The organism is Gordonia sp. 11cp (assembly GCF_057767225.1).
Genome location: NZ_CM173437.1, coordinates 327703 through 340810 on the forward strand (window position 1 = coordinate 327703; position 13108 = coordinate 340810).

The 13108-nt window shown below is 67.9% G+C and carries 11 protein-coding genes and 1 pseudogene; 5 read left to right on the forward strand and 7 right to left on the reverse strand.

What is annotated here, in order from left to right; all coding sequences use genetic code 11:
- Positions 1-7: 7 nt before the first annotated feature.
- The 3 genes from AC3B6C_RS01290 to AC3B6C_RS01300 form a co-directional block, all read right to left on the reverse strand.
- Complete coding sequence (locus AC3B6C_RS01290) at positions 8-1168, reverse strand: acyl-CoA dehydrogenase family protein (RefSeq protein ID WP_488374634.1); 1161 nt, start codon at positions 1166-1168, stop codon at positions 8-10.
- A gap of 86 nt (positions 1169-1254) precedes the next feature.
- Positions 1255-2055, reverse strand: a complete 801-nt coding sequence (locus AC3B6C_RS01295; RefSeq protein WP_488374635.1) for a TIGR03084 family metal-binding protein — start codon at positions 2053-2055, stop codon at positions 1255-1257.
- A 395-nt stretch (positions 2056-2450) separates the two neighbouring features.
- Positions 2451-3362 carry a PaaI family thioesterase gene (locus tag AC3B6C_RS01300; RefSeq protein WP_488374636.1) on the reverse strand — a complete coding sequence of 304 codons (912 nt, stop codon included), beginning with the start codon at positions 3360-3362 and terminating at the stop codon, positions 2451-2453.
- Positions 3363-3465: 103 nt separating this feature from the next.
- Here AC3B6C_RS01300 and AC3B6C_RS01305 point away from each other — a divergent pair, with 103 nt between their 5' ends.
- The 3 genes from AC3B6C_RS01305 (at position 3466) to AC3B6C_RS01315 (ending at position 6735) form a co-directional block, all read left to right on the forward strand.
- Complete coding sequence (locus AC3B6C_RS01305) at positions 3466-3927, forward strand: hypothetical protein (RefSeq protein ID WP_488374637.1); 462 nt, start codon at positions 3466-3468, stop codon at positions 3925-3927.
- Positions 3928-4030: 103 nt separating this feature from the next.
- The gene (fadD1, locus tag AC3B6C_RS01310) at positions 4031-5620 is read left to right on the forward strand and encodes a fatty-acid--CoA ligase FadD1 (protein ID WP_488374638.1); all 1590 of its coding nucleotides are present in this window, start codon (positions 4031-4033) and stop codon (positions 5618-5620) included.
- On the forward strand, positions 5617-6735 hold the full coding sequence (locus tag AC3B6C_RS01315) for a TIGR03857 family LLM class F420-dependent oxidoreductase (RefSeq protein WP_488374639.1): 1119 nt from the start codon (positions 5617-5619) through the stop codon (positions 6733-6735). Before fadD1 ends, AC3B6C_RS01315 begins: the two co-directional genes overlap by 4 nt.
- Positions 6736-6751: 16 nt before the next feature.
- Here the strand turns inward: AC3B6C_RS01315 and AC3B6C_RS01320 are convergent, their stop codons facing one another.
- Positions 6752-7615 (reverse strand): mycofactocin-coupled SDR family oxidoreductase, encoded by an 864-nt coding sequence (locus tag AC3B6C_RS01320; RefSeq protein ID WP_488374640.1) that lies wholly within the window; start codon positions 7613-7615, stop codon positions 6752-6754.
- A gap of 250 nt (positions 7616-7865) precedes the next feature.
- On the opposite strand from AC3B6C_RS01320, the gene AC3B6C_RS01325 reads away from it, so the two are divergent.
- Together AC3B6C_RS01325 and AC3B6C_RS01330 are read left to right on the forward strand one after the other, a co-directional pair.
- The gene (locus AC3B6C_RS01325; RefSeq protein ID WP_488374641.1) at positions 7866-8918 is read left to right on the forward strand and encodes a phosphotransferase family protein; all 1053 of its coding nucleotides are present in this window, start codon (positions 7866-7868) and stop codon (positions 8916-8918) included.
- Positions 8919-8981: 63 nt separating this feature from the next.
- Positions 8982-9544 (forward strand): annotated as a pseudogene (locus AC3B6C_RS01330) (NAD-dependent epimerase/dehydratase family protein); the annotation flags it as partial.
- An 805-nt stretch (positions 9545-10349) separates the two neighbouring features.
- Here the strand turns inward: AC3B6C_RS01330 and AC3B6C_RS01335 are convergent.
- The 3 genes from AC3B6C_RS01335 to AC3B6C_RS01345 are packed head-to-tail and all read right to left on the reverse strand — an operon-like array spanning position 10350 to position 13075.
- Positions 10350-11258, reverse strand: coding sequence for an SDR family NAD(P)-dependent oxidoreductase (locus AC3B6C_RS01335; RefSeq protein WP_488374642.1), 909 nt, complete (start codon positions 11256-11258; stop codon positions 10350-10352).
- Entirely contained in the window at positions 11255-12523 is a 1269-nt protein-coding gene (locus AC3B6C_RS01340; RefSeq protein WP_488374643.1) for a hypothetical protein, read from the reverse strand. The genes AC3B6C_RS01335 and AC3B6C_RS01340 overlap by 4 nt, the downstream gene beginning before the upstream one ends.
- A gap of 6 nt (positions 12524-12529) precedes the next feature.
- Positions 12530-13075, reverse strand: a complete 546-nt coding sequence (locus AC3B6C_RS01345; protein WP_488374644.1) for a Cif family virulence factor — start codon at positions 13073-13075, stop codon at positions 12530-12532.
- Positions 13076-13108: the final 33 nt, after the last annotated feature.

The following is a 13108-nucleotide window of genomic DNA, read 5'->3' on the forward strand; positions in this document are numbered from 1 at the left end:
GGGCCGATCAGGCCTGGTAGCCGAGCCGCTTGGCGGCCAGTCCGTTGAGGATCTCGGTGGTGCCGCCACCGATTCCGATGATGCGCATGTCGCGGTACTGCCGTTCGACCTCGGTGCCGGTCATGTAACCGAGGCCGCCGTGCAGCTGAACGGCCTTGTTGGCCACCCACTCCCCCGCCTCGACCGCGGTGTTCTTCGCGAAACACACCTCGGCGATGAGGTCGTCGGTGGAGCTGACCTTGCGCTCCACGAGAGCGCGCGTGTAGGTCCGCGCGATGTCGATGCGCCGGGCCATCTCGATCAGCGTGTCCTGCACCGATTGCCGGGCGATGATCGGCTTGCCGAAGGTCTCCCGATCACGCGCCCAGTGCAGGGTCAGGTCGAGACACCGTTGCGCGCTGGCGTAGGCCTGGACCGCGAGGCCGGACCGTTCGGTGACGAAAGCCGTGGCGATCTGGGCGAATCCGGAGTTCTCGGGTCCGACGAGATTGCCGACCGGCACCCGGGCGTCGACGAAGGACAGTTCGGCGGTGTCGGAACTGCGCCAGCCCATCTTGTCCAGCTTGCGGGTGACGGAGAAGCCGGGCGTGCCCTTCTCGACGACCAGCAGCGAGACACCGCCTGCCCCGGGACCTCCGGTGCGGACGGCGACGACGACGAAGTCGGCCCGGACCGCGGAGGTGATGTAGGTCTTCGAACCGTTGACGACGTACTCATCCCCGTCGCGCTCGGCCTTGGTCGTCAGATGACCGACGTCGCTGCCGCCGCCCGGCTCGGTGATCGCCAGGCTCCCGATCTTCTCGCCCGCCAGCGTCGGCCGCACCCAGCGGTCGATCTGGTCGGGGTCGCCGGCCGCGATCAGATGCGGCAGCGCGATGCCGTGGGTGAACAACGACGCGAAGACGCCGCCGGCCGCACCGGCGTAGTGCAGTTCCTCGCCGAGGATCGTGCTGTCGATCAGGTCGCCGCCGGAGCCGCCCACCTCCTCGGGAACCCCGAGCCCGAACAGGCCCAGTTTGGCTGCCTCGACGTGCAGTTCACGCGGGATCGCTCCGTCCCGCTCCCAGTCGTCCTGGTGCGGGAGGATGTGCTTGTCGACGAATCGCCGCACAGTGGAACGCAATTCGAGACGTTCCGGTGTCTCCCAGAGCGGGTTGGCGATGGGCATCGTGTTCTCCTGTCGGGACTGCGTGCGATCGGTGATTCGACGGCGATCGGTCTCTGTCCGCCGGGCCTCGGCGGGGTCGGGGCGTCTCAGCGCCCGCGTGGTTCGCGACCCGGTCCGGGCGGCCCCGCGAAACACTGTGCGATGCTGGACCATTCGACCGCGTCGGAGCCGGTGAGTTCGAGGTCGAGGTCGGCGAGTGCGCGCCGCTGCGTCACCAGGAGGCAGAAGTCGAGCGCCGGTCCTCGCACGCTGTTCGACGCGTCCGCCGGCCCCCAAGTCCACAGTTCACCCGACGGCGCGGTGAGCGCGTAGTGGAAGGGCTCGGCGGGCGGGGTCCGGCCGTTGATCACGTACGCGAAGTCGCGGGTGCGCACACCGATGTGCGCGACCCCGCGAATCCGGTCGGTGGGCGGCAGGGAAACACCGAGGGCATCGGCGACGTCGAGGCCGTGTGCCCAGGTCTCCATGAGTCGCGCGGTGGCCATCGACGCCGCGGACATCGGCGGGCCGAACCATGGGATCTTGACGCCGGCGGGAATTTCACGCAGGGCGTCGGCGAGACGCTCACGCGCGGCTCGCCACCCGGCGAGGATCTCCCCGACCGGTGCGGCCGCGCCGGCCTCGGCCGCGTCGTCGACGAAGGTCGCCACGCTGTCCGCCGCCTCGCCGAGGAGTTCGGCGAAGCGATCGGGATCGGTGGCCGCGACAGCGGCGACCTCATCGGTCCACGCCAGATGCGCGATCTGGTGGGCGACGGTCCATCCCGGCGCGGGTGTCGGCGTGGCCCAGCCCGCGTCGTCGAGACCGGCGACCACGGTGTCGAGCTGCGCGGATTCGGCCTCGAGATCGGCGACGACGCCGATCACGGCGGTGCGTCCATCAGACATGCGATCACCCTCACACACGACCGCAGAAGAAATCAAGCACGCTTGATTGTTTCTGTAGCCCACCGCTCGTCGATCGACCCCCCCTCCGCTGGTTGAGCCGGCAGCCCCACCGCTCGTCGATCGACGCTCCCACCGCTGGTTGAGCCAGCGACCCACCGCCGGTAGAGCAAACAGCCCCAGGCTCGTCGATCGACGCTCCCACCGCTGGTTGAGCCGGCACCGAGCGAAGCGAGGCGCCGAGTCGAAGCCACCTGGCGACCCGAGCATGAGAAAGTGACCTCGACGGACGCGGCGGCCTCGCTACGCTCGGTCGACGCTGCTCGGCCAGCAGGAGCACCACGCGGCCTCGCTACGCTCGGTCGACGCTGCTCGGCCAGCCCGAGACCCAGCTGCGGTCAGCGGTAGTGGATGTCGACCGTGGCCCGGCTCAGCAGGACGTCGTCGTAGGAGGTCATCGTCGCCTCGAAGGACGAGATGCGCCTGCCGAGCTTGATCGGCGTCACCTCGACCACCACTTCACTGCCGTCGACAGCAGGTGAGCGGTAGAAGCCGATCGCCATGTCCCCGATCGAGTACTCCTGGCCGGCACCGGCATGAAGATGTCCGGCGAACGACGCGGCCTGACCGACGATCGTGGCGATGACACCGCCGTGCATGGTGCCGAACATGTTGCCCATCCAGGGTTCGGTGGCACTGCGGAAGCGGATACCGGACTCGCGGTCGGAGGTACCGTCGATGACCTCGACGCGGCCGTTGAGCATGTCGGTGAGCGGGCCGGGCTCCCGAATCTTCGACGCGATCTCATCGACCACTTCGCGCCCGGACAGCGTGGCCGGGATCGGTTCGGGCAGGACGGACTGGTCGGCGTCGGCGCACCGTGGTGTCGGAAGGCCCAGCTCGGCCGACGGCGTGGCACCGGTCGGCGCACGGCCGACGCGAACGTTTCGCGCAGTCCCCACACAGCACAGATCCCCGGCTCCGGTGCGGATCTCGACCGACGTCGAGCCCCACGCGTCGTCGTGCATGACCACCTCGGCGCGCGCCGCGAGGAGGTCCCCGATCTCCGCGCGCCCATGGGTCGACATCGTCAGGCGCGCCTGCAGGGTCGCTGCGGCGGGGTCGTCGTGGACGCCATGGAACGGGATGCCGCCGCAGTGGTCGAACAGCACCGCGAGGGCCGGCAACTCGATCAGTCCGCGATGATCAACGAAACGCGTGCACAGCTGCTGCGAGGCCCGCACCCCCGACTCCGACACCGTGATGTCGCCGAGGTGGAATGCGGACAGTGGATCGTGCGGCTCGCTCATGAAATCCCTTGTATCAGCGAAGTGCAGCCGATCTCACGTTGGAGAGTCCAATCTCACTCCCGTACTCTGGGTTCGTACGTGTCCAAAGTGACGGGAGAGACAGATGCGACGCAAGACTGTGGCAACAATCGGGGCGATTGTGGCAGTGGGAGCGTTCGGAGCCGGAGCGGGCACCGCCGTCGCGGAACCCGCGGAGCGGCCGCTCAGCGTGGAGCAGATCCCCAATGCCGGCGTCACCGTCGGCTCCCAGGGCGTCACCGGCGGATTCGTGGCGAGCATTCTCGCCTCGGCCACCGAACCCGGGGTCACGCGGATCTCACTCGACACCACTCCCACCGAGGCCTGCGCCACCAACCTCAAGGACGCACGAGTCGGGATCACTTGGAAGAACACGTCGTCCAGGACATCCGGAGACGAAGTCTTTGCGGCGTGCACGGACGGGCGTCCGTCGGACGGTGTCGCTGTCACCACCGGGACCGGGTCGGTCGAATTCACGACGACGATCCTCGGAAAGAGCGATCAGACCTTCACGGTCGTGCCGGGCAGCGGATCGTTCACGCGTTGATTCTTCAACGTTCTTCCCCGGGGCTGAGCGGGCTCTCCAGAACCGAGTAGACAATTCTGCAAATCTGTACACACGTGGGGTGAACACGTTCTAGATTTGCCGCATGGCCGAGACAGTCACCCAGCTCCTGCAGGCACGCGCCGACGACGACAACCTCGCGATCACCTTCGAGGGCCGGCAATGGACCTGGCGCGAGTACATACGCGATGCCGAGCGGGCGGCGTCGGCGATCCTCGGGGTCGCCGACCCGCAGCGCCCACTCCACGTGGGCGCACTGCTCGGGAACACCCCGGACATGCTGATCGCTCTGGCGGCCGGCGCACTCGGCGGATACGTGACGGCGGGTATCAACAACACCCGCCGCGGTGACGGCCTCGCCGCCGACATCCTGCGAGCCGACTGTCAGATCCTCCTCACCGACGCCGAACACCGACCACTCCTCGACGGCCTGGAGTTGCCCGGCGTGACGGTACTGGACACCTCCACCCAGCAGTGGGCCGACATGATCTCCGGCGCAGGCGAACTGACGCCCCATTCGGTACCCGGGGCGATGGACACGTTCATGCTCATCTTCACCTCGGGCACCAGTGGCAATCCCAAGCCCGTCCAGTTCGCGCATCTGATGATGCCTTTCGCCGGCCCGGTGCTCGCCGACAAGTACGACATCGGCCCCGGCGACGTGTGTTACCTCTCGATGCCCCTGTTCCACAGCGCCGCACTCATGGGTGGCTACTGCGTGGCGCTGTGCGGTGGTGCAGCGATCGCACCGGCCAAGTTCTCCGCGTCGACCTTCCTCGACGACATCCGCCGCTACAACGCGACATACATGAATTACGTCGGCAAGCCGCTCGCCTACATCCTGGCGACCGAGGAGAAGCCCGACGACGCCGACAACCCACTTCGGGTGGCGTTCGGCAACGAGGCCACCGACCGCGACATCGACGACTTCTCCCGCCGTTTCGGTTGCACCGTGTGGGACGGATTCGGCTCGACGGAACTGGCGATCATCATCACCCGAGAGCCCGGCACCCCGCACGGTTCGATCGGCAAGGGCTTCCCGAATGTCGCCGTATACAACTCGTCGACGCTGACCGAGTGCCCGCGGGCCGAATTCGACTCCAATGGCGCACTTCTCAACGCCGACGACGCGATCGGCGAGCTGGTGAACATCGAGGGCGGCGGCATGTTCATGGGCTACTACAACGACGCCGACGCCACGAGCGAACGACTCCGCCACGGGATGTACTGGTCGGGCGACCTGGCCTACAAGGACTCCGACGACTGGATCTACCTGGCCGGCCGAACCGGCGACTGGATGCGCGTCGACGGCGAGAATCTCGCTGCCGGTCCGATCGAACGCGTGCTGCTGCGTGTTCCGGAGATCAATCGCGTTGCGGTCTACGCCGTTCCGGACGAACACGTCGGCGACGCGGTGATGGCCGCGGTGGTCCTGCAGGACGGCGTCGAACTCACACCGGAGTCATTCGCCGAACAGCTTGCTGCGCAACCGGACCTGTCACCGAAGGCGTGGCCGACCTACGTCCGGATCGAGGACGACCTCCCGACGACCGCGACGAACAAGATCCTGAAACGGACCCTCAAGGCCGAGGGCGCCACGCCCGGATCGGGCCGGCTCTGGGTGCGCGAAGCCCGGACCCGCGTGTACCGGCAAGCGGTGGCCGCACAGGCATGACGTCGCCCGCGGCGGTGTCGTCTCCCGATTCGACCGCACACCAGACACTCCCGGAGATCGGTTACTACGCCCTGTCCCGGCATCCGGTCGATCCCGCCGAGCTCGCCGACGAGGCGCGGCTGGCCGACCACGAGGGCTTCGGCGCCGCCTTCGTCTCCGAGCGCTTCAACGTCAAGGATGCCGCCGTGCTCGCGGGAGGTCTGGCAGCAGCGACTCGCCGCATGGGCGTCGCCACGGCCGCGACCAACCACAACACCCGTCATCCCATCATCACCGCGTCCATGGGCGCCACGTTGTCGGCGATGACAGGTGGGCGGTTCGCACTCGGCCTCGGGCGCGGATTCGCCATGCAGTGGCAAGTTCTCGGCGTCCCCGATGTCACGAGTGCCCAACTCACCGACGCGGCTTCGGTGTTGCGCACCCTCTGGCGGGGCGAGATGGTCCTCGGGCACGACGGACCGCTCGGCACCTACGACTACCTCAACCTCGGGGTCGCCGTCCCACCGGTCCCCATCCTGCTGGTGACCATGTCGCCCAACACCTTGCGTCTCGCCGGACGAATCGCGGACGGGGTGGTCCTGCACACCTTCTTCTCCGACGCCGCCACGACCGCTGCGGTCGAGACGGTGCGAGGGGCGGCCGAGGAGGCCGGCCGGGACCCGGCTTCGGTGCGTATCTGGTCTGTGGTGGCGACCGTGCCCGATCAACTCGCCGAGGACGATCGGCTGCGTCGCCTGTACGGCCGGCTCGCGACCTATCTCCAGGGGTATCCGGATGTTCTCATGCGCGCCAATGGTTGGCACCGAGAGGATCTCGACCGGATCAGGGAGAGTCCGGCTTTCGCCGGCGCACGCGGACCGATCGACGCCACCGCGACCGCTGACGAACTCGCACAGCTCGCCGAGGTCATCCCGGCGTCCTGGGTCGCCGACAGCGCGGTCGGGACCGCCGCGCGCTGTGCGGCCACCGTGGCTCGGCAGTTCGACCTCGGTGTCGACTCGGTCATCATGCACGGCGCCGCACCGTCGGAACTGTTGTCGGTACTGAGTGCGTATCGCTCGATCCGGCCCGCCAGGCGACAATTGCCCGTGAACCCGGGTTCTGTTGCGGGGTGACCTGATCGGCGCGCGCTCAGTCGGGCACGCCGGGCGGAACCGAGTTGAGCAACGCGCCCGCCTCCACCCGAAGCTGCTGCCCGGTCACATATCGCGCAGCATCGGACACCAGGTAGAGGACCGCCTCGGTGACATCCTCGGGTGCGAGCAGATCCACCGGCATCGCGTGCAGCGAGGCGAAGACATCCTTCACGTCCGCGTAGTCCGGCTTCTCCAGGTCGGGACGGAACAACCGGTAGATCTCGTCGTGATGCACCATCGCGGTGTCGACGTTGCCGGGATGGATCGCGTTGACGCGGATGCCTTTCGGCGCCAGAAGACGTGCGAGGTCGTTGACGAGTCGCGCCACCGCCCGTTTCGAGTGGCCGTACCCGCCCGCGCCCGGTCCGGCCTGCGCGGACTCGAACGACGGCATGAACGCGGACATCGACCCGATGCAGACGATCGACGCACCCGCCTCGAGGTGAGGCAAGGACAGCTCGAGGGTGTTGATCACGCCACCGAGGTTGACCGACACGGTGTTCATCCATGTGACCGAGGGACTCTCGGGTCCGAGGGGACTGATCCCGGCGTTGGCCACGACGATGTCGAGCCTGCCGAATTGCGCCACTGCATCGTCGATCGCGGCCTGCAGCGCATCGCGGCTGCGGACATCGGCGATCTTGGCGATCACCCTGCGGTCCGTGGCGTCGACCATCTTGGCGGTCTGCTGCAGGTCGTCCGGAGTGCTCATCGCGTAGTTGACCGTGGTGATCTGATCGCAGATGTCGATCGCGATGATGTCGGCGCCCTCTTCGGCCATCCGCACGGCGTGGCTGCGGCCCTGGCCGCGCGCCGCGCCCGTCACGAGGGCGACCTTTCCGTCGAGTCTGGTGTTCACTCGCACTTCCCCTCTCCCGGCGACCGCGACTCGGGTCACCGCGTCTGCGCGCAGCCTAGTCGAGCACGATCCGTACTGTGGCGGAATGGATTTGCTGCTCTCGGAGCCGTCGTGAGGCAAGAATCCACCACACACCGGAACCGTCGTCCGCCTCCCTGGACACCAGTCCATTTCCTCGGTAGTGTCGCGACCAGCGGCCTGGGTGAGCCCGGTCACATCGGCCCGATCCGTACCGCTAAACCGAAAGGGCGTGACCGTGCCGGACACCGTCGGAATCCCCACCCGCGTAGACGAACTCAGCCCGGAGTGGTTGACCGCGTTTCTCGCCGCCAACGGACACGACGTCCACATCGGCTCGGTCCGGACCGAGCCGGTCGGCACCGGGCAGATGGCCGGGTCGTATCGGCTGCATCTCGACCACGAGAACGCAGCGGCGTTGCCCGACACGGTCATCGCGAAACTCGCCACCGGAACACCGGACCAGCGCGAGTTCGGATCCGGGGTGTTCCGCAACGAGGTGCGGTTCTACCGCGACCTCGCCTCCTCGTTCACTGTCCCCATACCCACCTGCTTCGCCGCGACGATCTCTGATCCGGGCACCGAGTTCGTTCTCCTGCTCGAGGACATGGGCGCCGCTGTCCAGGGTGACCAGATCGCCGGCTGCACACCGGCGCAGGCCGAGTCGATCGCCGTCGCGGCCGCCGGTCTGCACGCTCCCCGATGGAACGATCCGACCCTCCTGGCCGACATGCCGTTGCCCACCGACGCCGACCGGGAGGTGATGGAATCGATCCTCGCCCCGATGGCCGAGGTGTACCGCGAACGCTTCTCCCCCGACGGCCCGTCGTCGGCGGCCGTCGACTGGCTCGTCCGCGAGGCCGGTGAGTGGCTGGTCGCCCCGCTGGACAACGCCACCCTGATCCACGGCGACCTCCGTGTGGACAACGTCCTGTTCGGACCCTCCGGGGAGGTCACGGTGATCGACTGGCAGACGATCACGACCGGTAACCCGTTGCGCGACATCGCCTTTCTCCTGAGTACCAGTCTGAACACCGACGACCGGCGCCGACACGAGCGCGGCATCGTCGCCTCGTACCATCGAGCACTGACGATCGCAGGCGTGAGCGGTTACACGCTCGACGAATGCTGGGACGACTACGTCGGAAACCTCATCCAGGCGCCGCTGATCATCGTGTTCGGCTCCGCGGCGGCGCAACCGACCGAGCGGGGCAACGCGATGTTCGACGCGATGCTGTCCCGGAGCGCGGCGGCGATCGACGACCTCGCGCCCGGAGGACTCTGAACCGTGCCGTCACTCGTCATCGGAGGCAACGGGTTTCTGGGTTCCCGTCTCGTGCGGCAGCTCGTGGACGCGGGTGACGAGGTGCGAGTGCTGACACGACCCACCAGCGACCTCCGTACCCTGGCCGGCCTCGGCATCGACCACGTGACGGGCGACCTCTTCGACGCCGACGCGGTCGCGCGAGCGATGAACGGGTGCGACGTGGTGTTCCACTGTGCGGTCGACACGCGCGCGTGGCTGCGCGACCCCGCACCGCTGTACCGGACGAATGTGAAGCCCTGCGCTCGGTGCTCGACGTCGCGGCTCGGATGCCACTGCGGAAGTTCGTGTTCACCAGCACCGCGGCGACCATCGGCCGGGTGGACGGCCGTCAAGCGACCGAGGACGACGAGTTCAACTGGGCCGCGAGGGCTCCTGAGTATGTGAAGAGCCGCGTGGCCGCCGAAGACCTGGTGGTGAACCGAGCGCAGGACGGCGCGGTGCCCGCGGTCGCGATGTGCGTTGCCAACACCTACGGCCCCGGCGACTGGCAACCCACCCCGCACGGCGCGTTCGTGGCGGGCGCGGCGCTTGGCAGGTTGCCGTTCACCGTTCGCGGTTGTCGCGCCGAGTCGGTCGGCATCGACGACGCCGCGCACGCGCTGCTCCTCGCCGCGGACCGCGGCGAGGTCGGCGAACGCTACATCGTCTCCGAGAGATCCATCGACACCGGTGAGATCGTCTCCATCGCAGCCGCGACCGCAGGCCGGCCGGCCCCGCGTCTGGTTCTCAACCGCGCCGCCCTCTACACCTTCGGGGCAGTGGGTTCCGCGCGGGCGGCGCTGACCCGCAAGCCGGTGCAGTTGACGATCCCCTCGGTCCGGTTGATGCACTTCATGTCCGAGATGGACCACGGCAAGGCCGAACGCGACCTCGGTTGGCAACCACGCCCGGTGACCGAGGCCATCGCCGACGGTGCCCGGTTCTGTCTCGATCGCCGCGTCGCGCGCCGCGCTGTTTGAGCGGCACCACCCCCGCTGGTTGAGCCGGCACCCCTGAGGTGAGAGAACCGCAAGCGACAACCCCACCGCTCCCTGAGGTGCGAGGAGCGCAAGCGACGCCCTTCCGCTCCCTGAGGTGCGAGGAGCGCAAGCAACAACCCTTCCGCTCCCTGAGGTGCGAGGAGCGCAAGCAACAACCCTTCCGCTCCCTGAGGTGCGAGGAGCGCAAGCAACAACCCTTCCGCTCCCTGAGGTGCGAGGAGCGCAAGCGACGAGCCACGAAGGGTCCCGCACGGCGCCGCGCCAGACCCTTCGTGACGCTCGCAAGCTCGCTCCTCAGGGATCAGAAGGGGTCACCGCTCGCTCCTCAGGGAACGAAAGGGGTCACCGCTAGCTCCTCAGAAAGCGGGGGTCACCGCTCGCTCCTCAGAGAATGGGTGACGCGACCCGCTCAGGGCGAGGCAGGCCCGGCCAGGATGCCGGCGAGCTCGTCGAGGCTGTAGGGCGAGGTGTCCTTGTGGTCGCGGTAGGCCACGAAGCTCGCCTGCTGCGACTCGAAGCGGCCGATGAATCCACCGGCAGCACTGAAGATCTCACCGGTGATGTGTTCGGCCGCGTCACCGGCCAGGAACACGTACAGCGGCGCGACGTACTCGGGCGGGGCGGGATCGAGAGCAGCGTCGCGCGTGAGGTCGTCGAGTATCCCGCGGCGATGGAGTCCTTCGATGTGGGCGATGTAGTCCTCACCGGAGGACAACCGCGACTTCGCACCGGGCATCACCACGTTGACACGCACCCGGTGGTCCCGAAGGTCGGCGGCCGCGGCGAGAGCGAGCGCATTGACACCGCCCTTGGCGGCGGGGTACCCGCTGCCGCCGAACATTCCGAGTGACGCCGCCGAACCGGTCAGGACGATCGACCCGGAACCCTGCTCGACGAACACCCGCCCGGCAGCTTGCAGCAGGTGGAACGCACTCATCAGGTGGGCGTCGACCTGGGCACGGAACTCGTCCGGGGAGATCGTGAGGACCGTCGAACCGGACGGTTCGGCGATCCCGGCACAGTTGATGGCGATGTCGAGGGCACCGAATTCCGCCAGTGCCGTCTCGACCATCGTCTGGGCCACTCCGTCGTCACCCGCGGAGCCGGGGACGCCCACGGCGTAGCCCCCGCCCCCGCGGATCTCGGCGACCGTGTCGGCGACCGCCTGCGGGTCGCGTCCGTTGACCACGACCGAGACCCCCTGGCCGGCCAGCGCGTACGAGACCGCGAGACCGATGCCCCGCGTGGCCCCGGCGACCACGGCGACCCGGCCCCCGAGTCCAGCGCCGCCGGGTGACCAGCCACCGCCGGGGGTCACGCCGAGCTGCCCACCGGCGTGATCGGGATCGACCGCCCGCGGTCGACGAACTCGAAACTCGCTCCCCCGCTGAATCGTGCGACGGCCACCTCGCCGTATTCCTTCCGCGGGCTGTCCGTCTTGACGATCCGGACGACCAGATCGCCGCCTGCCTCCGTCGCATCCGCGACTGCGAGATACGGGTCGACGGCGGTGGCCGCGGCCTGGAGCGGCTCGACGTGATCGGCGTCCAGGATCGACACCCAGCCGCAGTCGGTCATCGCATCGGATTCTTGCGGGATGCGGACGACGACGGTGTCCCCGTCGGCCTCGGCGCTCAGTCCCGTGTACTGGACCGGGCCGAAGCACGGGTGCAGGGCGAGTACCCCGGCGAGACCTGCGGCGTCGGCGGACAATCCAAGCGCGACGCGAATCCGGTCGGCGGCGAGCCCGGCGATGCCGGTCAACTGCTTGCGGAAGATCTCGGTGACCTGCGCCTCGCTCTCGGCGGACCTGCGCAGACTGACGAGGAAGCCCAGCGACAGCAGCTGATGTTGCAGCGCAACCTCTTCGGCGACGCGGACGAGGGCCGACGTCGACCATTCCGCGAACTGGAGGTCCTCGACGAGCGGGCCGCGGTAGTCGACCCAGCCGTCGGTCTCCGTGGTGTCGATCGGCGACAGGACCAGCTGCCCGGCCCGGGTGCCGAACATGTCCACGGAGTCCGGGGGCAGCGGCAACTCGTCACGATCCGGCTCGATCGTGACCGTCCACTCGCAGTGCGGCGTTCGATCGACCGGCCGGCGCGGTGGCCGATGGACCGGCCGGATCCGCGCCCGCCGATTGGTGGCGATGGCCGTCGCGTCGAAGGTGGGGTCCTCGATGTCGTGGCACATGGTCGTCACGTAGTCGTCACCGAGAGGTTCGACGTCGAGCAATGCGCCGCAGTGATCGAGGACGAACGAACCGTGGTACTCGTCGTCGATGCGGTACCGGAAGTCCATGAACTGTGGTGGCGCGCCGATGTCGAGCTGCAGGCACTTGAACATGTCCTCGACGCCGTCACCGTCGATCCCGAGGGCGGTGCGCATCCGGTGCGTGTAGACCGGGCTCGCCGCCATCCACTCCTCGATGGCGACCTTGCCCATCACGTCCCGGCCGAAGGCACTGATGAGGTGAGCCATCCCGCTGCGGTCGATCATCTGACCCGACAGCAGCAGTTCGGGTACGAGAACGGCGAGCTGATCCTGACTCAGACCTTGGTAGGCCGGGGCTGTGGAAGTCATCTCAGGTCACCAGAACTTGACCGGGGCCTTGCCGAAGTCGTACCACCCCGGCAGGTTTCCCGGCGCCGACTTCTCCACCCGCTTCAGCATCGGCTCGCTCATCGCGTTGTTCTTCATCATCTCGATGAACAGCGCCGACACGTTCCCGTAGTCGAAGAAGTCGCGCTGCCAGCGGAACTGGAAGTTCCCGCCGTACTTGAACCAGCTGCCCTGGATACCCTCGAGTGCGTAATGGCTGCCGTCCTCGCGCGTGCCCTCGTAGATCTGCTTCCAGAGTCCGATCATGTCGCCGGTCTGGTCGTCGATCACCCACGCCTGGTAGGGATATTCCCACCCCTGCAGGCCCTCCATCTCCTGGCCGAGGGCGAGCTCGCGGATCTCCTCGCGACCCACGGCCATGAAATCCTTCTCAGGGCCGTAGTTCCACCCGTAGGTGGCGTCCTCGGTGTAGAAGTCGGCCAGGGGTTTCCAGTCCCCCGCTTTCTCGGCCTCGATGTTGGCGGCGAGCCACCGCTCCTTCATCTCGTCGAGTTCCGCACGGTCAAAAGACATGTCTTCCACCTTCATTCGGTCGTTCTGGTATTG